Genomic DNA, 20001 nt, shown 5'->3' on the forward strand with positions numbered 1-20001 from the left:
CCTTTGACATCAACGGCCCGGTCACTCACGACCGGGCCGCCTCTTGAGCAGCCGATCCATGTGACTGATGGCCTCCCGCTGGGTGTCCTGGACGACGTGCGTGTGGACGTCCATGGTGGTGCTGATCTGACTGTGTCCGAAGATCTCCATCACGACGCGGGGAGCCACACCGGCAGCAGTGAGGAGGGTGGCGCACCCGTGCCGCGCGTCGTGCAACCGGATGACGCGAAGGCCGGCGGACTCAGAACCCCGGTGAAGGAGGGGTACACGTTGCGCGGCTCGACGGGACGACCGTTCCGGGTGGCGAAAGCGTAGCCGCCGTCGTCCCAGGCCCCCCGCGCGCTGCTTGGCAGCCAACTCGCGCATCCGGTGCCGGCGGAGCGGGGCAATGCACATGGCCGGGAGCGGAAGGGCACGGTTGCGGCGATTCTTGGTGTCGTCGTCATACAGGACCCCGCGCCGCCGCTGTGTTTGCTGGCGGACGTACAGGACGCGCTTGTCGAGGTCCACGTCGGTCCAGCGCAGACCGACGAGTTCACCGCGGCGCAGCCCGATGGCGATAGCGAGGACGAAGGCCGCGTACAGCGGGTCATTCCTGTACGTCAGAGGCGAAGGATCGAGCAGCTCACGCAGCGGTTGTAGGCGAAACGCCAGCGCCAAGCGAGGCGAGGACGTGGAGCAGGGCAACGAGGGTGCGAGAGCCCATGAGTTCACCACGCGCCATGAGGCCAGGAATGTTAGAGAGCGGCACCCAGGCGATGGGTCCCGCCTCCTCCAGGTCCGTCGGCTCTTCTACGAGCTTGGCGCCCTTGCCTACGAAGATGTCGTGCGGTGAGTCGACCATGCCCACCATGGGCTGATACGTGACTACCTGCTCAAGGGGGTCCGGCCGCCAGCCGGTTCTTTCCTCGACCTCACGCAGTGCCGTCTGCAACGCGCCGGAAGCTTACGGGGCCATGATCACTCGCGCCAAAGCACCTCCCACCCAAAGCCGCTCCGTAAGGTGTTTGGCGGTCCGGAAGAGTGGGGTGTGGCTCTAAAGTCGCTTGCCCCCGGTGGCTCCGGTGGAGTGGCCGCCCCGCTCTTCGGGACGCCCGGGCCGCTGATTGAGATGTGCGAATCGGTCGCTGTTTACGGAGCTGACGGCGGGGTGTCCTCGGACCGGAACGGCACGCTGTCCGAGGCCGAGGAGACGCACATGACCACGCAGGTGCCCTGTTTATGGGTCGGTATCGACGCCAGCAAGGCCCACCACTGGTGGGTCGCCATCGACGACACCGGAACCACCGTCTGGAGCCGGAAGGTCGGCAACGACGAGGCCGTCATCCTCGCCGGCCTGAGCGAGATCCTTGCACTGGCCCGTGAGGTCCGCTGGGCAGTGGACCTCACCGGCACCGCGCCCGCCTTGTTGCTGGCCCTGCTAGCCGACCACGGTCAACGAGTCGTCTACGTACCAGGCCGGACGGTCAACCGCATGGCCGGCGCCTACCGGGGCGAGGCCAAGACCGATGCCCGCGACGCCTACGTCATCGCCGAGACAGCCCGTCTGAGGAGGGACTTCGCCCCCGTCGAGGTGCCCTCGAACCTGGTTGCTGACCTGGCTCTGCTCACGACACACCGCTCCGACTTGATCGCCGACCGGGTCCGTCTGCTCAACCGTCTCCACGACGTGCTCACCGGCATCAGCCCTGCCCTGGAAGCGGCCTTCGACTACGTCGACCACAAGGGCGCCCTGGTCCTGCTCACCGGCTACCAGACCCCCGGCGCCCTGCGCCGCTGCGGCCAGGCCCGTCTGACCCGCTGGCTCGCCGCACGCGGCGTGCGTCACGCCGAAACGGTCGCCGCCACCGCCCTCACCGCAGCACATGCCCAGCACATCCAACTGCCCGGCCAGGACACGGCCGCGGGCATCACCGCGGACCTCGCCACGCAAGTGCTGGCCCTGGACGAACGGCTCAAGCAGCTCGACCGGCAGATCAGCGACGCCTTCCACGCCCACCCGCAGGCCGCCATCATCGAGTCGATGCCGGGGATCGGCCCCATCCTCGGCGCCGAGTTCCTTGTCGCCGCGGGTGATCTGGCTTCCTACCCCGACGCCGGTCACCTCGCCTCCGCCGCCGGCCTGGTCCCCGTCGCCAAAGACTCCGGACGCCGCACCGGCAACCTCCGCCGACCTCAGCGCTACAGCCGCCGCCTGCGCAGAGTTTTCTACCTCTCCGCGCAGACCAGCATCATCCGCGACGGCCCCAACCGGACCTACTACCTCAAGAAACGAGCCCAAGGACACAAGCACATACCCGCCGTCATCGCCCTCGCCCGCCGCCGCGTCGACGTCCTCTGGGCCCTGCTGCGGGACGACCGCCCCTTCACCATCAGCCCACCAGCCAGGACACCGGCCGCTACAGCAGCTTGACTCGGTCATTAAGACTCCGCCGCCCGCGATCGCAGGCGCGATGTGCATGATGGCGCAGTACGAACAGCTTGCGATCAAGCGCGGACGATGGGGGAATCGTGGCCTACCAACTCAGCTTCTTCTGCCGCTCTGGAGAAGAAAGAGGCGACGAGGCGCTTGATCGCCTGCTGGACTACCTACTGGAGAGTGGCGACCGTTTGGTAGGCGAGTGGTTGGGGCCGTTCGTTGATTCGGTGGCCGCGTTCAGGCTCGGTACTGGTAGCAGCGACAGCGACAGGCCAGTCGCGGACTTGCTGACGCTGGAGGTACACGTGGGTGTAGCCGAGATAGCAGAGTCTGTGATCACTGCGTCGCCCGATGACGAGCAGGGCATCTGGGGATGCGACCTGCTTGCCACCGTCACCCTCAGCGGAGACAACCCCGACTGGGCTCTGGTGCACCGCATTTGGATCGCTGCCGTGAGCCTGTGGAGGGCGGTTCCGTGGGACGAATCCTCTGGATTTGAGATTGCTGCTGGGGAAGCGCCGCAGCACTGACCTCATACCAAGGTCCCGACCAATGGCGGCCATCGATGGCTCCATGAGACGCGCCTCGGGCCGTCGTGGGGCCGTCGAAGGGTGCTCAACGACGACCAACGCTGACAACCGCCGACCGCTAAGTCGCAGGTCGCAGCGTTGATCGATTACACGGCCGCAGGTCAGGGAGCCTGACCTTCACTTCTTCGGCTACTGATCGCACGCTTGCCTCGCCCATTGAGACTCCGCCGGCCTGAGCTGGCGCGTTTCGACTGGCTGGAATTACACAGGTGACACAAGTCATAGCTCTGCGTGAAGCAGAGCCTTGCTAGCCATTTCCTTGCGCCGCTAAGTTGGGTCGCCAGAAAGAACAGACAGCCATTCGGAGGTAAACGTGCGAAAAGTACAATTGGCGGCGGCAGTTCCGCTTGTTTTTGCCAGCTCACTCATCTTTCCTCAGTCAGCAAGCGCAGCGGGAGGGGATATAACAATCGCGCACCAGCTCCCTAGGCTTCGCGCCGCGGCGTGGTTCAAGGAGTACGGAGATGAGTTGCGGGTATGCGATTCTGACTCAGACGGATATGGCGCCTGGGCTGGCCTCTACGATGAGAACACTAACGCTTTCATTAAGTCTGCATTCGCTGGCGGCTCAGGCAATTGCAAGACCAATACAAGTAATGTCGCGGAGGGACGGCCTGTTCATATTCTGCTCTGCCTGAGGAAGAATGACACGAACTATGCTTGCCTGGAGTCGAATTTTGGCTACGCGTAACCTTTAGCTTCTCCCTCGGAAAGAGCGTCCGGCATACGGCAGGCTGCATCTGCTCCTTCGAAAGGCTCGCGGCCATCGATGCAGATGTCCCGTGATGACCCACGTGTTCTGGTGCCAAGCGGCATCAACTGTGCCGCGATCACCGACTCCTACGGAGCAGGGTGGCATAGGCAGTACAGCAGCGAAGTACAGCCACCAAAGCGGCTGACCATGGCCCATAGCGAACCCTGATTGGCCGAGCGGCAACCTCTGTGGACGCGCTTGACCGAGCTGTGGTAGAGCTACGGATTAGAAGGTCACAAGGGCAGATGCATCGGCAGGCTACTGTGTCGATGCATGGCTCTCGAGGGGAACTGATGACCGACCGATCCTGGCAGCTTATGCAGGCGCATACCCTGCTCGGAACACTCACGCTCGACGAGATCGACCAGCCCTGGTTTCGGTGCCGCTTCACCGCGACGCCAGCGTGGGAGGACGTGCGCCCCATCCTTGATGAGTGGACCCACTCGGTAGAAGCAGCGGAGCCCGACTCACCTAGGGCGGAGCAAGCCCTGTGCGCCGTGGACGCTCTGGGCTTGGCTCTGGTGCCAGCCGACGGCAAAGAGCCGATCGGCGACTTCCTCATCCACGTAAGAGGCGCCCGGGCCAGTTTCCGCTACTAGCGTCGTTGAAGCTCGGCCTGCCCGGCAGATTGGTCCTGCCGCATCCGTGCCTGGACTTCCCAAGGTGATGGCTCGGTGCCGGCCTTGACTCGATCCGTGGGCGCTGATCGGCTTGGCCCATGGCCGTGGACCCCAGCGAGTACCACAAGGCAATGCCGATCGTGGCAGCCCACCTCGCGAAGATCGAGCGGGCGGTTAGCCTAACCCGCGCCCCACATGCAGGGCAGCCGTACGCAGCGGTCAATCAGGCACTTACCGAAGCACTGCAGGACGAGGACGCCCAACATGTCGTTGCCCAGGTCGTTGGGGAGCTGGCGCACCAAATCTCTGGGGCAGTTACCGGGCCCTCAGACGTTGTGGGGTGAGTGTCTAACAAGCTCCATGACGCATAGTCAAGCCGAAGTGCATCACCGTCGTCTGTCGAATACGTGTGGAAGTCCCGCAGGCCCCATGTTTCAGGGGCGGGTCTAAGCAGGTCAGCGCAGGGATGCAGCGGTATGCACTGGGCGCCTTGTCAGCGCCGGCCCACGCGAGCACCTTGCTAAAGGCGTCCCCGCCGCAAGAGAACGCTCAGGACCCGTTCAGCTCGCCGAGCACGCTTCTCGTCGGGCATGAGGACTGCGAGCGCGGCGATGAGGGTCACCAGAAGAGAGCGGACGAGGACCCCAGCCGCGGGAACAACCCAGAGCCAGGCAGACATGGACAGCTCCTCAGGGAGAAGTTGTCCCGCTGCCTACGGCTCACCTGTCCGAATCCAGCTTCGTAGCGCTTCGGGATGACGTATACCGGCGTACCTGGGCGTGGTGCGACGCGGTGAGTTCGGACCCGACCCATCACCCGCGACAGCACTGGCATACCCAGTCCACTCTCCTGCAACACCGAGCGAAGCAGCGGGCTCCTGACACCCATGGCTGACATCAACGACGCCGGATGAAGGCGCACAGCAGAAGACCTGACCGGCTGTCGCACCAACGGACGGCAGCACACGGAGCGGACCGGACCGAACTCCTAAAGCGGGTGTCGCAGGTTCGAATCCTGCCGGGGGCACAGGAAAAGGGCCAGCTCAGGAGGGTTTCCTCCCAGGCTGGCCCTTCGTGGTGTTCGAGGCCGTGCCACACGCGTGCCACTAATGCCACGCGGATGCCACATCACTCCTGGCCGGTGGCCTCTGCCCCGCCCTTGCGGATCATGGACCCGAGGCGATCAGCGATGGCCCGGTTACGGTCGCTGGTCATGTGCTGGTAGATCAGCGCGGCGCGCGAGCTGCTGTGGCCCATGCGGGTCATCAGCTCACGGGTGCTGGCCCCGGCCGTCGAGGCCAGCGTATTGCCCGTGTGACGCAGATCGTGGAAGTGCAGCTCGGCCGTGACGCCCGCGGCCGTCCGGGCCTTGACCCAGTCATCGCGGAAGTTGCTCCGTCGCAGTTACCCGCCCTGCGGCCCAACGAAGACGTGCCACCTCACGTCCCGGACCAGCGAAGTGCTCCAGGTGACGCGTGACGGCGTCGAGGAGTTCGGCAGGGAAGGAGATGGTACGCACCCCGGCCGCAGACTTCGGTGCGCGGTGTGGGTCAGGGTTCGCATGGAGCGGCAGAACAGCCGCCTGGGCGGTGGGGCTCCCGCCATGCTCTGGGCGATCCTTGACGAAGCCGTGTTGCGAAGGACGGTCGGCTGTGTCGAAGTAATGCGCGACCAGATGCGGAAGCTGGTGGAGGCGAGCGAGCAGCCGAACGTCACCGTGCAGCTGCTGCCGTTCTCACTCGGAGCGCATCCCGGGTTGTACGGTCCGTTCGTCATCCTAACCTTCCCGCACTCCACGCCGGATCTTGTATGGATAGAGAATCCCAAGAACTCCGTGTACCTCGAGTCCCCGGAAGACGTGGACAACTACACGGACATCTTCGACCAGTTGAGGGACATCGCCCTCGGCCCTTCGGAGACGCGCACCCGCACCGCACGCATCAGCAAGGAGCTCGAAGAGTGAGCACGCCCAGCACTGCCACCCCGCACGACGTCACGGCAGCTCCACACGACGTCGTCTCACGCACGCGCGGTGGCGGAAGAGCTCGTACAGCGCGGGTGCGAACGACTGCGTGGAAATCGCGGAACTGGGCGAACACGCCGCAGTACGCGACTCCAAGGACGCCGGCCGTCGGCCGTTGCTGTTCTCGAAGGTGGCGATGCGTCTGTTGGTCAGCGGAATCGCCCACGGGGCAATTTCAGTGAGCGTTGCGGCTGACGAGAAGGCTGGGGATGAGGAGGGAGCGCTCGCCGCAGCTGCGTCCACTCTGGTCCGCGGGAAGCTGTCTAACAAACGTCAAGCCTGCCCGTGATCTCGTCGGCCAGGGCGACAGCATCCGCGTCAGGCAGTCGGTCACGTCGCCCTGGCCCGTGCTTGCCGTAGAGCACGCGATCCGCCAGCCGTCGCCGGGCCTCAGCAGGTGTCTTCTGGCCCCAGGTGTAGGAGTCGCTGTTGCAGAACCGATGGGCGAGGGCGACGTTGTCCAGAGTGTCAGTGCCGCCTGCAATGACCTCGATGACGTGATGGACAGTCGGAGAGCAAGGATGCGGCGAGGTGAACGCGCGGCTCACTGCACTGTGACAGATCACGCACCGCCACCCGTCGCGGTCCCCGATCTGCACCGGTGTGTAGACATCCCGTGGACCGTTCTCTCGTATGCGCTGTGCGCGCCGACGATTCTGACGCCGCTTGACTGCCCTGTGCCGCTCCGCCTTCCGCTCCTCCTCCGTGAGGCTGGACCACCGGTCCTGATCAAGGACATCGAACGTCCACTGGCCGGGGCGTCCCCCGCTGACTTCAACGACGTGGCGATGCCTGTTGCCTTTCCGCTCGTCCTCTTGCGCCTTGCGGGTGCGCTGCTCACTCATGAATCTCATTCTGGGCGTCTGGCCGATGGCCGCACACCGGGTCACGACGCCGGTTCCGGCACGCGAACTGACATCTGCCCGCCCACCTGGTCAGCGGGCGGGCAGATTGGTGAACTGGTCAGTGCGCGCGTACTGACGCGCCGTAGCCGTCACTCTGGCGAAGCACCGTCACCGCTGCGGCGGGTGCCGGCCACGCTTGGATGAGGTACCACTCGGTCACCTCACCGGGAGCAAGGTCGACAGCCGTGTCGCGGCCACGGGCGTGGATGCGCAGCTGGTAGTCGCCGGGGCCGGCGAAGGACAGGACGGGAAGCTCTTCGTCCAGGTCGTCCATCAGGCCGCGGACCATGAGATCGCCCGACGCGGAATGCGCTGAAATCTCCACGATCTCCTGCCAGTCTCCGATGTCCGGCGCCGGTTCGGCCTCGTGGAGCGTGACACTGACGTTCACGTCGCCGGTGTGGATGCCCGTCAGGACAATGGTGACGCCGTCGGTGACCTGCACGAGTCCGTTGTGCACGCGGCCGAGGTCGGGGCCTGTCAGCCCATCCTCGTCACTGATGTTGAACTGGTGGTACTGGACCGGGACAGGCCCGCTGCCCCGTTCGACCTCGTCGCTCATCTCGCAGTCCTCATGCCGACTTGTGCGGGTCTACTTGATCCACACCAGGAACCGGTCCTTCTCGATGATGCGGTTGTACAGGTAGAAGTTCCCCAGGGCTCGGCCACCGCCCTCGTTCTGCGCTGCAGCGATCATGCGCCGACTGTAACTGCCGCCGGTCTTGGCACCCTGCTAGGTCGAGGCGAAGGGGTACTCGTCGCACTGCTTTCCAGTCGGCCGCGGCAGGCTCGAAGGGCACGACGTGTCTCGGTTCTCCTTGATCTTGGTCTTGTCCGTCAGCCGGGTGAGGCAGCGCGTCGTGCCGTGCTTGCCCGGCAGGTTCTGGGTGTTCTGCGCGTCCTCGATGTGCTGGGCAAGCTCTGGATACTCGCCAGCCTTCGCGTAGACCATCTCCGGTAGGTACGGCATCACGCAACCAGGCTTCGACGTGCCCGGAAGCGCGTTGTCGCACCGCACAGGAGGCGTCGGGAGGTAGATCTCATTGCTCGGGGTGGCTCCGGCCTTGGTGAACACCCAGGAAGCCGAAGCCTGGCCATCCCCCTTCTGGCCCTTGGGGGAGTCTTGATCGTCGTCTGCAGGAAGAACTGTCCGACGGCGTCCTTGTTCTGGCTCATCGCCTGGGAAGGGAAGGTGCTCTTGGTCACCTTGCACTTGCCCGAGCATTTCGCCCTGCCGGACGCACTCATTCCCTTGGCGGTCCCCGTGCTGGAGACCTCCATCAGTTCCACCTGATAGGCCCAGTTCGGAACGTCCCGTCCGCTGTAGGCGTAGGCACGCACCAGGTAGTGCAGGGTGCCGGTCACCGCGCCGGTGCGCGGGTTGATGACACTGGCAGTGGCGGAGAAGACGCCGCACGCCTTGAACCGGTTGACGTACCACTTGCCGCTGACTCCGTGGTCATCGCACCAGTTCGGGGGGCCACGCGGAAACGGAGGCACGCGGCGGGGCCACGCTCGGCGTGCTGTCCTCTGTCGCGCAGGTAATCGGTTCCTCGCTTCCGTCCCGCATGGCGTTCAGAAGGCGTGCCCGACACGTAATGGAGGGGCTTTGAGCACCCGCCAGCGGGTCGGGATTCTCGATGCCTTCTTCCTAGGAGCCCTCGTCTCCTGGAGTGGCCCCCATGACGAACGGGGCCTCGTCTTCTGTCTCCGGCACCGGCTGAGAGATCTCGTCGTCAAGCTCCGTCGACGACTCGTCCAGGTCTTCCGGCAGCGGCACGTCGTCCTCTGCAACCGGCGCAGCCCAACTGACGGCCTGCCCCGGTGTTTTCAATGCGGCACCGGGATTCTCGGACGCGTGAGCAGCGCTGAGACTGCCCCCCAACAGGCCCAGCGTGACTGCGCTGGCAGCCAGCAGCTTCTTCAATCTCAAGTTGTATCCCCTGATTTCGGTCAGAACAGCACGGGACGCCCGTTTTGTCGCGCCCGCGCCGGGTCAATCTGATCAAAACACAGGAGATTCACGGCACACTTGGAATGCAGGTGCTCGTTTTCCGTCACATTCGGGCAATGCTGCGCGGCCTGCATACCCGCTGGATACCGTCTCCTCACGCAGGTACAACTCTGTGCATCTTTGGACTAATTCGAGGGGAGTGGCCTGTCGACCAGCAAGTTCGGGTCTGCGGCAAGGCTCCTGGGTCTAGGCTCCGCCGGTGACAGAATCGAACCGTTTCCAGCTCACGTTTGACGGGCGCTCTTTCGCTGTCGCGGTTGACGGCCGCGACGTGAGCGAGCACGTGGCGGCTGTGGACGTCCACGCCGTGCCCCACGACCTACCGCGAGTCGTGTTACACCTGCGGCCGACCGGGACGTGGCCGACAGCACTGGATCTGCTGTCCACGATCACGGGGGAACTTCAGCTTCATCGCCTGCTCCGGCGCCCGCACTTACAACCTCTGGGCTGGCGGCAACGGGCAGCAGAACTCGCTGCCGCAGATGGATCTCGGTTACCTCGGTCAGAACACGGACATCGTGACCATCGCCATCGGCGGTAACGACTCCCTGTTCACGGACGTGTTCAATGAATGCGTCTGGGCGTCCGGACTGAAGCTCTGCCAGAACGCCGAGATCGAGAAGCGGAACCCGGACACCGGCGACAAGACCGGCGAGATGAGCGGTCCGCTCAAGGACTTCATGCCAGCTTGGATCACCAACCAGGTCAAGCCGAGGATCGTCAAGGTGCTGAACGAGATCAAGGCCCGTGCGCCGCAGCCCAAGATCTACCTCGTGGGCTACCCGCCGCTCCTGTCCGGGAACGGTCAGTGCGTCCCGGGTATCGGAACCGAGGAGGCGCCGTGGCTGAACGACGAGGTCGCTCCGAAGCTGAGCCAGGAGATGAAGGCCGCCGCGACGCCGGTCGGAGCCACCTTCGTCGACCCCGCGCCGGACTTCCAGGGCAAGGCGATCTGCGGTGACCCCGAAAGCATCCACGGTACCGTCCCCGACGGCCGGTCCGAGGCGGACAACGATTCGCCCAATCCGTCGATGAAGTCGTTCCACCCGAAGATCTCCGGTGCCCGGCTCTACGCCAACGCCCTGGAGTGCGCCCTGTAGCCCCTGAAGGACAGACCACCCATGGTCTCCGTCCGCACACATCCGTGGGCCCCAACACCCGTGTTGGGGCCCATCGGCCTGCGAAGAGCGAGGATTCCCGCCATGCGGTACGTGCGATTTGCCAAAGGCGTCGTCACCGTCGCCGCCGCCACCGCGGCCTGCCACACCCTTATGTCCGCCGGCTTCGCGTGGGCACGCGACAGCGCAGCCGAGAGCGGAGACGCGATGTCCTCCGGCGGCTTCGAGTTCCTGCTCACCACAGCCGCTTCCTGGGTTCTCATGCCCCTTCTGCTGTGGGCCGGCATGCGGACGATGGGGGGAGACCAGCAACACCGTGCTCGTGGCCGTCGGTGGGTTGATCTGGTTGGGGTTGTCCGGGTACTTCACCGACGACATCGACCGCGCGGGCGGGCACATACCGATCCTGGCCCTCGCCGCATACGTCCTTCTCGGGACGGGGCTGGCCGGGGTCGGTCCGGGCCGCCGTAGCTGAGGCCCGGGCCGTGTCCCCGCTCTGGGAGATCATTCGCGCGACAGTCCTGGCGTTCTCCCCTGCCCGCGATCACCTCCGTCCTCCGAACCCCCACACCCGCACCTCGATGTCCGCGTACCGCCCCTCGGTCGGAACCCAGTCGCTGGCCGAGTGCGTCGGGCGGGCCGACGCCCACTCGATGGCCGGTCATAGGGCATGGCGCGGGCTTTGGGATCCCACACAACGACACTGTTGCCGACAGCGTGCGTCCGGCTCGCCTCCCCCGTGGCGCGCCAAGAGACGCCCGCTCCCGCGCAGCGGGGGAACCTCAAACGCCCCACACGCGTGAGCGATGCGTGAGCGGACGGCGTGGGCCGAGCCGTCACACGCTGGTTCTTCCCCCGTACCGCATGGCGCTGATCAGGCAGAACAGCGTCACGCGGCACAGCCAGACACCACCCGAAGGATTCGATCCCACTCCTAAAGCAGGTGTCGCAGGCTCGAACCCCTGCCGGGGGCACGCTTGACCTGCGATTTTACCGCGGAGTAGTTCGGCTGGCTCGTCTTCCCTGGGAAATGGGAACGCCGTGAAACGCAATCTGACTGCCTGTCAGGAACGGTTGCAGGTGATGGTGGCAGGGCTGTCCCATGCGCAGCAGGCAAATTGGACTGTCCGCAGGATTGGGTCTGCCTACTTGGTAGCCGTCTGCTGCAGAGACGGTTGCCAGTACCAGAGATCAGCGCGGGGACCAGCGCAAGCCGAAATGGCCTGACGGGCTCCCCGCTGGTGCTGGGAGCGGTTGACCTTCGACTGGTCACCCTGTGCAGCTGGGCCGCCACCGCAGAAGCCTTCCTGGCCGGCGGCCTCGGTCTGGGCCACGGGCAGACCGAGGCCGCCCACGCCATCAGCCTGAGCGGCTGAGAGACGCTCAGATCCCGGTACGAGCCGCAGGCCCACGGTGGTCGCGCCGGCCGGACCGGCCGCAGGCGCCGCGCGGTGTCAGGCTTCCACTCGCGCGGTGGGGATCAGCGGTGGCGGCGTACGGGCCGGGTTGATCGCCCCATGGTGGACCTTGCCGAGGACGACCCGGCGGCGCCGTCCAGACGAGGGCCGGACGCGGCGGCGACGGCCGACGGGCCGACCGCGGTGCCGAGCTCGGTCCAGCGCCCCCCGTACGGGCGGTGTGCTTCCTGAACTTCTCGGCAGTGGTCGGGAAGAAAAGCGTCCCAGGGCGCGGGAGGGTGGATGTGCGCCCCGGGGCCGTTCTGGTCGGCGCGCACATGCGACGCGTGGGCTGTGTTCAGGGCCGGCCGAGCGCGCGGTACGTCCATCCCGCCGCGCGCCACCGTCCGTCGTCCAGGGCATTGCGGCCGTCGATGACGTACGGCCGCGCCACCATGTCGCGCACTACGGCGGGGTCCAGGTCCCGGAACTCCTGCCACTCGGTGAGGTGGAGGACGACGTCGGCCTGACACAGGGCATCCTCGGCGGAGGTCGCGTAGGCCAGGGTCGGGAACGCCTTGCGAGCGTTGTCCATGGCCTTGGGGTCGTAGACGCTGACGTTGCCGCCCTGGAGCTGTATCTGCGCGGCCACGTTGAGGGCCGGGGAGTCCCGTATGTCGTCGGAGTCGGGCTTGAAGGCAGCGCCCAGGACGGCGATCCGGCGGCCGAGGAAGCTGCCCCCGACCGCTTCGCGTGCCAGGTCCACGACCCGGCTGCGGCGGCGCATGTTGATGTGGTCGACCTCGCGGAGGAAGGTCAGTGCCTGGTCCACGCCCAACTCTCCCGCTCGAGCCATGAAGGCGCGGATGTCCTTGGGCAGGCAGCCTCCACCGAATCCGACTCCGGCGCGCAGGAAGCGGCCGCCGATGCGGGTGTCGTGAGACAGGGCCTCGGCGAGGAGGCTGACGTCGGCGCCAGCGGCCTCGCAGACCTCGGCCATGGCGTTGATGAAGGAGATCTTGGTGGCCAGGAATGCGTTGGCCGAGGTCTTCACCAGCTCCGCCGTCGGGAAATCGGTGACGACGACCGGAGTTCCGTTCGAGATGACGGGGGCGTAGACCACGCGCAGGCGCGCCTCCGCCGCCGTCGATCGCACGCCGAAGACCAGCCGGTCCGGCCGCAGGGTGTCCTCGACGGCGAAGCCCTCCCGGAGGAACTCGGGGTTCCAGGCGAGTTCGGCGTCCTCGGGCAGCATCGCCGCGAGTCGCTCGGCGGTGCCGACCGGAACGGTGGACTTGCCGACCACGAGCGCGTTCCGGCCGACCAGAAGCGGGGCCAGGTGCTCGATGACGGCGTCGACGTAGCGCAGGTCCGCCGCGTTGCCACCGGGCGACTGCGGGGTGCCGACGCAGGAGAAGTGGACTTCGCCGAATTCGGCGACTTCCTCGTAAGAGGTGGTGAAGCGCAGCCGCCCGGTGGCCACGTGTTTGGCCAGAAGCTCTTCCAGGCCGGGTTCATAGAAAGGGACCCGGCCGGATCGCAATGCGGCGATCTTGTCCGGGTCGACGTCGAGCCCGAGAACCTCGTGGCCTATTTCCGCCATACAGGCAGCATGCGTGGCACCGAGATATCCGGTGCCGATGACTGTCACACGGGCAGACACTGAATCGCCTTCCGCACATGGTGCTCAGTGACCCCTTTGGAGGTCTGTGGAGAGCGGAACCATAACCCGGGGAAGAGAGCGGATCGACCGCGCCGACCCATGTCACGCAACCGTCACACGAGCGTGATCTTCCGCGCCTTGAACGTGTAACCCTCACACATCTTTCACATCTCCATTGAATAACGAACGATCTTGATGTGCCCTTTTGAGGTGTTTTTCATGATTTAGCACACTGTAACTCCTGCTAGGTTCCGGCCAGTTGACGAGATCAGCATCGATGTCGCCGACACCAGAGGTAGGAGGGCGACCGGGGCCGCACAGGCCCGGCGGAGCAGTCGGCACGGCCTGCCGGCACACGACCTTCCGTGCCTGAATCTCCGATTCCACGGCTCAGGGAAGGTCATGCTTGCGTATTTGCTGGAATTGAGAGAATGGCGGAACAACGGAGTCGTCTACCCGTTCGCCGTTTTCATGACCATGGTCTGGTCGCTCTGGATTATCCGCATTCTGCTGGCCCGCCGCTACAAACCATGGAAGCGACCCTGGCAGACGACGACCTCGGTCATCATTCCCGTCGTCGACGAGCCGGAAGACCTTTTCCGTTCCGTACTCCAGCGAATAACCGAGCAGCAGCCGACCGAGGTCATCGTCGTCATCAACGGCCGACGCAACCCGGTTCTGGAGGACATCTGCACCGACATGGGTGTCGACTGGCGCTGGACCGAGATACCCGGCAAGCGCAACGCGCTGCGCGTCGGCCTGGAGGATGCGACCGGCGAGATCGCCGTACTCGTCGACTCGGACACCATCTGGACCACGGACACCCTGGCCGAACTGGTGAAGCCCTTCCGCGATCCTGAGGTCGGCGGTGTCACCACCCGACAGCGGATCCTCGACCCCGGGCGCTCGGTGCTCACCCGTTGGGCCGACTGGCTGGAGAGCGTCCGCTGCCACTACTCGATGCCCGCGATGAGCGTGGTCGGCACGGTGGGCTGCCTGCCCGGCCGGACCATCGCCTTCCGCCGGAGCATCCTGGAGGACTGCATGGAGGACTTCCTCAACGAGAAGTTCCTCGGCGTCTTCCTGGAGGTCAGCGACGACCGGACACTGACCAACTACACCCTCAAGGCCGGGTACAAGAGCGTCTACCAGTCCACCTCGCTGGTCTACACCGACGCCCCGCTGGAGCTGCGGAAGCTCGCCAAGCAGCAGTACCGCTGGGCGCGCGGCTCGCAGTACAACACCCTGCGGATGTTCTGGTGGATGCTGCGCCACGCGAAGATGCTCTGGCTGTTCTACATCGCCGACATCCTGGTGCCCTTCGTCCTGCTCGGCACCTTCGCGTCCTGGGCCGTCGCCGCCTGGCGGCGCGACAAGCCCGGCATCTACAACCAGCTGCCGCTGCCGCACACCCCGTGGCACGCGCTGGTGTTCGTCCTCGGCCTGGCCGCCCTCATGTCCCTGATCTCCATGGCGATCCGCTTCGGCCGCCACTTCGCCTACCGGCCCAAGGACATGGTCTTCCTGCCGGTCTTCATGATCATCAACACGCTGCTCCTGCTCCCGGTACGCCTCCTCGGCTTCTTCCGCATGGCCCACAACGCGAGCTGGGGAACCCGCGCCGACAGCTTCGCCGGCGAACGCACCCGCAGCCCCCTCGTCGTGGTCCCCTACCTGCTGGGCGCCGCCATGCTCTTCGGATCGGTGATGATGAGTGTCTAAGGCAGGCAAGTCCTCCGTCCGGTCCCGCGCCAGGCGCCTGCACTGGTGGAACCGCGGCAGCGGTGTCCGGCTGCGGCTGTGGATGGCCGTCAACGTCCTCGTGCTGTCGCTGCTCAGCTACGGCGTCTACCTCCTCGCCAACTCCAGCTCCGAGCCGGTCTACCAGGGCCTCGGTGTCCCCGCAGCCAAGCCCGGCATCAAGGACCGGCTCACGTCCGGGGCGTCCGCCGCCCGCACCACCGTCCCGGAGAAAGCTTCCTTCACCGCTCCCGAAGGCAAGTACTTCGGCCTCAGCAGCACCCAGATCCCCTGGTCGTCCAAGAAAACCAACACCCTGGCGAAGGCGGCCGGGCAGCGGCCGACCATGTCCGAGTACTTCGTCAACTGGAACGAGGACTTCGCCCCCACCGCCGTCGACGCGTCCTACCGACAGGGCATGCTCCCGGTAATCTCCTGGCAGCCCTGGGCCGGCCGGAAGCACGGCACCGACCAGCCGAAGTACGCACTCTCAAAGATCGCCGACGGCACGTACGACGCGTACGTCTCAAGCTTCGCGAAAGCCGTCGCCGGCCACAAGTGGCCCGTGGTGATCCGCTTCGCGCACGAGATGAACGGCGCCTGGTACCCCTGGTCGGAGCAGCGCAGCGGCAACCACAAGGGCGACTACGTCAAGGCCTGGCAGCACGTCCACGACCTCTTCGAGCAGGCCGGCGCCGACAACGTCATCTGGTTGTGGAGCCCCAACATCCTGCGCCCGGTGCCCGAGGTGAGCCTGGCCGAGCTGTATCCCGGCGACGACTACACCGACTGGGTCGGCATGGTCGGCTACGCCGTGCACGAGAAGACCGCGGCCGCCGTCTTCGACCCGACGCTGAAGAAGCTGCGCAAGCTCACCGACCACCCCATCGTCATCACCGAGGCCGGCGCGCAGCCCGGCACGTCGAAGGCGGCGTGGATCAGCGACTTCTTCAAGTGGTTCGGGAAGAGCGAGCGTGACGACGTCATCGGCTTCATCTGGTTCGAACGCGACCGGGAACAGGGCGGCGGCGCGGACTGGCGCTTCACCGAGAACGCGGCGACGCTCAAGGCCTTCCGGCGCGGGCTCGCGGACATCGACCTGACCGGGTCGGCGGACCTGTCGACGTCGGCGACACCGACGGCCTCCACCACCACTACGACCGGCTGATCCTCGCCAGCAGTACGGTGTCCAACCCGCCGGCGAAGGCACGGGGGGTCCCCGGGGTCTGGGTGAAGCGCCAGTCCTTCGCACCTGCCGCGCCCAGGCAGCCCGGTGCCGCGCCAAACTCGGCCAGGTCACCGAAGGTAGATGTGGCGGTACGAGCTGGAACGCCAACATTTCCTCAATTGATGTCATTTATCGCGACGAAAGATGAGAAAGGCACTATGTCACGATCGCGCCCGAGGATCTTAGACTCGTGGGGGATGAATCCGTCGTTCGAGTTGTTTATGACCCTCTGAAGCCGAGCAGGGCGACGACTGAAAGGATTCTGAAGAAGTCGATATGGAAGACCCAAGAGGGATATCTGGTGATTGTTGGTTTGTGTATAGCCGCGGTGTTGGCAGTCGATGCCTCTCACTGAGGTGCGCGCCGGACTCCCGCCCTGACGCTTACGTCGGACAGGAGGGAAGAGCCCACAGCCGCCCAGCCGCCACCAGGGCTGCCCGGGGAATCTGAATGTCTGGGCCGGGCCGTCTGTGGGCCGTCCGAGGGCGACCAACGACGGCTGGTGTCGACCACTGGCGACAGTCGTCCAGTCGGACAGCCCCAGGTCACCCGATTGGATCTGCGACATTGGAAGCACCATGCCCAAGCCCGGAGGACTGGCATGAAGGGCTGCTCTGCTGTACAGCAGCGAAGTACAGCAACCACTGCGACCGCAGTCAGTCATCACCGACCGCAGGCACCCGGGGCGACCAGCCCGACAGACCTCAGCGGCCTCCCTGCCCGTAGTTCGCCTCGAGAGGGTCGGAGCTTCCACGCCGGGGCTGGCCATCCACGCGACCACCACCAGGGGTAGCCTTCCCCCTCCGTTCGAAGGTCCCTGGAGGCTCCCTGTGCACACGACTATTTTCCTGCTGCGGAGCGCTCTGGGCCTCGGTGGCGGTCTGGTGTTCATGTGGGAACTGAACCGCCAGGCTTCGGGGCCGGGCTGGAGGAAGCAGCGGGTCTTCTCCGCGGCGGGGGCTGTGGTGCTCGCCGGGCTGCTCGCAGTCTAGGGATGGTCAGTCGACATGCCCCTCCCGTGCCCGTTCGGTCGGGAAAGAACGGGGACCCGCGGTCGCTGGCGGACAACGCTCACGAGAACGGCCCCTGACCGAGTTACCACGGGCCAAGCATCTGCGCCCTGGCGGCGCGACTGGTCGCGGTCTCATTTCTGGTCTCATTCGCAGGCGTCCGCCGCCGTCTGCATGCGTCGAGCCCAGCCCGGCACCGCGGGACGCGAGCGGCCGTGAACGCAGACGATCGGATCCGTACGCACACAGGAGCGACGTCAACACACTTGGAAAGAGTGCGTCCCCGCCGGGATACCGTGCCAGTCATGCCAACCGAGCAAGTCTGTCCGCGCTGCGGGCAGGACTGGGTCCACCCATACCGCTTCAGGGCCGACGGGGCACCTTTCTCGCTGTGCACCGAGTGCGACTCGTTGTGGTGGCCGGGCGAAGCGGTTGAGGTGGCTCGCGCGAAGTTCCTCGATGATGTCGTCGCGGAGCGCCTCGGCGTAGAGGGAAACCCGTGGGGCGATCTGGTTTGGGCCGACGTCATCGAGCCGGCTCCAGACCACGGTGCTTAGCCCGCCGCCACAAGCGCACAAGATAGAGCGGGGAGTAGCGGGGAACCACGGTGAAAGCCGCCCTGCCCGAGGCCGCCACACCTGGACGTTCGCCCAGGTCAGTGGCTGAACCAACGACAAATGATCATCGTGGCGGACTGTCGGCGGTTGGGGTTCGTGCCACAACCGTGTCAGATGCAGGGGTCAGTTACGGTCAACACCGGTGTCCCGCGGTCGAGTAGCCGCCCGCTTCCTCGGTCGGTGAAGCCGCAGCTCAGGAGGGAGGTCACCCCGCCTCCCTCCTGAAGCGGGTGTCGCAGGTTCGCATCCTGCCGGGGAACCCGCCAAAAGGCCCCGGACCGATCATGGTCCGGGGCCTTTGACATCCACTTCTGACATCAACGGGGGCGGTCACTGACGACCGGGACGCCGCTTCCTGAGCAGCCGGTCCATGTGACTCATGGCCTCGCGCTGCGTGTCCTGCACGACCCGCCGCCGCTGGCTGCGAGGCGAGTCAACGTCCCACACTTGCGCAATGGATCAGTAAACCGTGCGCTAAATCTGGTCCACCGAGACAACGGGCGTACAACCAGCGGCGACCCTCGCGGATCTGATCTCGCGTGAGTCAACCGACTCCACGATCACTTCTCCCTCCGAGGGAACGCACATGCGCATACGTGCCACCGTGGCCGCCGTCTCCGGCGCCCTGGCCATCTCCGCCCTCGCAGTCCCGGCCGCGCAGGCCGTCACCGACTCGGGCACCCCCTACACGCTGGACGCGAGCTTCTCCAACGTCTCGATCGCCAAAGCGATCAAGGTCGGCACCACCAACGAGGTCAGCGTCTCGTACTCGTACACACTGACGCACGGCTCGACCGTGAACATCGCCGCGAGCGACTTCTACACGGACGCCTTCCTGTACCACGGCACCTACAGCGACACGGCCCCCGAGCTGTACGGCGACGACCCGGCGACCTGCACCGCCACCTCGTCGACGACGGCCACCTGCAAGGGCTCCATCAACATCTACCCGACCGACGCCGACCCGAAGATCGCGGACGCCGGCACCTGGAACGTGGCCGCCGAGGCCGTCGCCTTCAACGGCCAGGACCAGCAGAACCCCGACATGAGCAAGGTCGGCTTCAAGGACCAGAGCGGCCTGGGCACCACCCTGGTGCAGCGCTACTCGAAGCTGACGACCACCGTGAGCTCGACGTCCGTCTCCAAGGGCAAGACCTTCACGGCGTCCGGCAAGCTCTCCCGCGCCAACTGGGACGACAACCTGTACCACGGCTACACCAACCAGCCGGTCAAGCTCCAGTTCCGCAAGGCCGGCTCCACCACGTACACCACGATCAAGACGGTGTACACCGACTCGTACGGCAACCTGAAGACCACGGCCACCGTGAACTACAGCGGCTACTGGCGCTACAGCTACGCCGGCGTTTCGACTACCCCCGGCGTCAGCGCCACGGGCGTCTACGTCGCGGCGAAGTGACGTAGCGCCCCACTGGGGGGAAGCACCCCGAAGAGGCGCGGGAGAAGGTGCTCGTGCCCCATCCGTGCCCGATCGAGCGGCAAGCTTCGTCGGCGCCGCCAGTCTGGTCCACCAACTTGAGCATTGACTGCCTCGAGTGCTTCTGACATCCACGGTTGGCATCAACGACGCCGGACGGAGACGTACCCCAGGGCACCCGCCCGGCCGCAGTGCCCGTCGGCGCAGCGGCCGGAGCGGGCCCGGATCGAACTCCTTAAAGCGGGTGTCGCAGGTTCGAATCCTGCCGAAGGCACCAGCGCGAAGGCCCCGGATCGATCACGATCCGGGGCCTTCGGTCCATGTGGCTCATGGCCTCGCGCTCGGTGTCCTGCACGACGTGGGTGCGGACGTCCAGGGTGATGCCGATCTGGGAGCGACCAAGGATCTCCATCACGACCCGCGGCGCGACCCCGGCGGCGGTCAACAGGTCGGCCGTGCCGTGCCGGAA

At 65.8% G+C, this 20001-nt stretch carries 17 protein-coding genes and 4 pseudogenes; 11 read left to right on the forward strand and 10 right to left on the reverse strand.

Annotated features, from left to right (window positions below; all coding sequences use genetic code 11):
* Window positions 1-21: 21 nt before the first annotated feature.
* Both ACFRAC_RS12940 and ACFRAC_RS12945 read right to left on the reverse strand, forming a co-directional pair.
* Complete coding sequence (locus ACFRAC_RS12940) at window positions 22-660, reverse strand: site-specific integrase (protein WP_382923936.1); 639 nt, start codon at window positions 658-660, stop codon at window positions 22-24.
* A pseudogene (locus ACFRAC_RS12945) lies at window positions 626-928 on the reverse strand (ADP-ribose pyrophosphatase); the annotation flags it as partial. The pseudogene ACFRAC_RS12945 and the gene ACFRAC_RS12940, both read right to left, overlap by 35 nt.
* Before the next feature lie 270 nt (window positions 929-1198).
* Between ACFRAC_RS12945 and ACFRAC_RS12950 the strand changes: the two are divergent.
* The 3 genes from ACFRAC_RS12950 to ACFRAC_RS12960 all read left to right on the forward strand — a co-directional run bounded on the left by ACFRAC_RS12950 (window position 1199) and on the right by ACFRAC_RS12960 (window position 4362).
* On the forward strand, window positions 1199-2413 hold the full coding sequence (locus tag ACFRAC_RS12950) for an IS110 family transposase (protein WP_382923937.1): 1215 nt from the start codon (window positions 1199-1201) through the stop codon (window positions 2411-2413).
* A gap of 98 nt (window positions 2414-2511) precedes the next feature.
* On the forward strand, window positions 2512-2949 hold the full coding sequence (locus ACFRAC_RS12955; RefSeq protein ID WP_382923938.1) for a hypothetical protein: 438 nt from the start codon (window positions 2512-2514) through the stop codon (window positions 2947-2949).
* 1107 nt (window positions 2950-4056) lie between these two features.
* Window positions 4057-4362, forward strand: a complete 306-nt coding sequence (locus ACFRAC_RS12960; RefSeq protein ID WP_382923939.1) for a hypothetical protein — start codon at window positions 4057-4059, stop codon at window positions 4360-4362.
* Window positions 4363-5510: 1148 nt separating this feature from the next.
* Here ACFRAC_RS12960 and ACFRAC_RS12965 read toward each other — a convergent pair.
* Together ACFRAC_RS12965 and ACFRAC_RS12970 are read right to left on the reverse strand one after the other, a co-directional pair.
* Window positions 5511-5648 (reverse strand): integrase, encoded by a 138-nt coding sequence (locus ACFRAC_RS12965; RefSeq protein ID WP_382923940.1) that lies wholly within the window; start codon window positions 5646-5648, stop codon window positions 5511-5513.
* 3 nt (window positions 5649-5651) lie between these two features.
* Window positions 5652-5786: pseudogene (locus tag ACFRAC_RS12970) on the reverse strand (site-specific integrase); the annotation flags it as partial.
* Between the two features lie 139 nt (window positions 5787-5925).
* On the opposite strand from ACFRAC_RS12970, the gene ACFRAC_RS12975 reads away from it, so the two are divergent.
* Both ACFRAC_RS12975 and ACFRAC_RS12980 read left to right on the forward strand, forming a co-directional pair.
* The gene (locus ACFRAC_RS12975; protein ID WP_382923984.1) at window positions 5926-6345 is read left to right on the forward strand and encodes a DUF5753 domain-containing protein; all 420 of its coding nucleotides are present in this window, start codon (window positions 5926-5928) and stop codon (window positions 6343-6345) included.
* A gap of 76 nt (window positions 6346-6421) precedes the next feature.
* Window positions 6422-6694: pseudogene (locus tag ACFRAC_RS12980) on the forward strand (DUF397 domain-containing protein); the annotation flags it as partial.
* Here the strand turns inward: ACFRAC_RS12980 and ACFRAC_RS12985 are convergent.
* The 4 genes from ACFRAC_RS12985 to ACFRAC_RS13000 form a co-directional block, all read right to left on the reverse strand.
* Window positions 6669-7250: an HNH endonuclease gene (locus tag ACFRAC_RS12985; RefSeq protein ID WP_382923941.1), complete on the reverse strand. Its 582-nt coding sequence runs from the start codon at window positions 7248-7250 to the stop codon at window positions 6669-6671. The pseudogene ACFRAC_RS12980 and the gene ACFRAC_RS12985 sit on opposite strands and share 26 nt — an antisense overlap.
* A gap of 118 nt (window positions 7251-7368) precedes the next feature.
* Window positions 7369-7872 (reverse strand): hypothetical protein, encoded by a 504-nt coding sequence (locus tag ACFRAC_RS12990; protein ID WP_382923942.1) that lies wholly within the window; start codon window positions 7870-7872, stop codon window positions 7369-7371.
* Window positions 7873-8043: 171 nt separating this feature from the next.
* Window positions 8044-8385 carry a hypothetical protein gene (locus ACFRAC_RS12995; protein WP_382923943.1) on the reverse strand — a complete coding sequence of 114 codons (342 nt, stop codon included), beginning with the start codon at window positions 8383-8385 and terminating at the stop codon, window positions 8044-8046.
* Between the two features lie 576 nt (window positions 8386-8961).
* Entirely contained in the window at window positions 8962-9237 is a 276-nt protein-coding gene (locus tag ACFRAC_RS13000; RefSeq protein ID WP_382923944.1) for a hypothetical protein, read from the reverse strand.
* A gap of 497 nt (window positions 9238-9734) precedes the next feature.
* Here ACFRAC_RS13000 and ACFRAC_RS13005 point away from each other — a divergent pair, with 497 nt between their 5' ends.
* Window positions 9735-10424 carry an SGNH/GDSL hydrolase family protein gene (locus tag ACFRAC_RS13005; protein ID WP_382923985.1) on the forward strand — a complete coding sequence of 230 codons (690 nt, stop codon included), beginning with the start codon at window positions 9735-9737 and terminating at the stop codon, window positions 10422-10424.
* A gap of 1259 nt (window positions 10425-11683) precedes the next feature.
* A complete protein-coding gene (locus tag ACFRAC_RS13010) occupies window positions 11684-11818 on the forward strand; it encodes a hypothetical protein (protein ID WP_382923945.1) in 135 nt (44 codons plus the stop codon).
* Window positions 11819-12197: 379 nt separating this feature from the next.
* On the opposite strand, the gene ACFRAC_RS13015 is transcribed toward ACFRAC_RS13010, so the two are convergent.
* Entirely contained in the window at window positions 12198-13502 is a 1305-nt protein-coding gene (locus ACFRAC_RS13015; protein WP_382923946.1) for a UDP-glucose dehydrogenase family protein, read from the reverse strand.
* 402 nt (window positions 13503-13904) lie between these two features.
* Here ACFRAC_RS13015 and ACFRAC_RS13020 point away from each other — a divergent pair, with 402 nt between their 5' ends.
* The 4 genes from ACFRAC_RS13020 to ACFRAC_RS13035 all read left to right on the forward strand — a co-directional run bounded on the left by ACFRAC_RS13020 (window position 13905) and on the right by ACFRAC_RS13035 (window position 19514).
* Entirely contained in the window at window positions 13905-15224 is a 1320-nt protein-coding gene (locus ACFRAC_RS13020; protein ID WP_382923947.1) for a glycosyltransferase family 2 protein, read from the forward strand.
* Window positions 15217-16410 (forward strand): glycoside hydrolase family 26 protein, encoded by a 1194-nt coding sequence (locus ACFRAC_RS13025; protein WP_382923948.1) that lies wholly within the window; start codon window positions 15217-15219, stop codon window positions 16408-16410. The genes ACFRAC_RS13020 and ACFRAC_RS13025 overlap by 8 nt, the downstream gene beginning before the upstream one ends.
* 890 nt (window positions 16411-17300) lie before the next feature.
* Window positions 17301-17462, forward strand: a complete 162-nt coding sequence (locus ACFRAC_RS13030; protein ID WP_382923949.1) for a hypothetical protein — start codon at window positions 17301-17303, stop codon at window positions 17460-17462.
* A 1221-nt stretch (window positions 17463-18683) separates the two neighbouring features.
* On the forward strand, window positions 18684-19514 hold the full coding sequence (locus ACFRAC_RS13035) for a hypothetical protein (protein ID WP_382923950.1): 831 nt from the start codon (window positions 18684-18686) through the stop codon (window positions 19512-19514).
* 253 nt (window positions 19515-19767) lie between these two features.
* Here ACFRAC_RS13035 and ACFRAC_RS13040 read toward each other — a convergent pair.
* A pseudogene (locus ACFRAC_RS13040) lies at window positions 19768-19998 on the reverse strand (hypothetical protein); the annotation flags it as partial.
* Window positions 19999-20001 lie beyond the last annotated feature (3 nt).

It is taken from the genome of Streptomyces sp. NPDC056628, assembly GCF_042792555.1.
Lineage (GTDB): Bacteria > Actinomycetota > Actinomycetes > Streptomycetales > Streptomycetaceae > Streptomyces.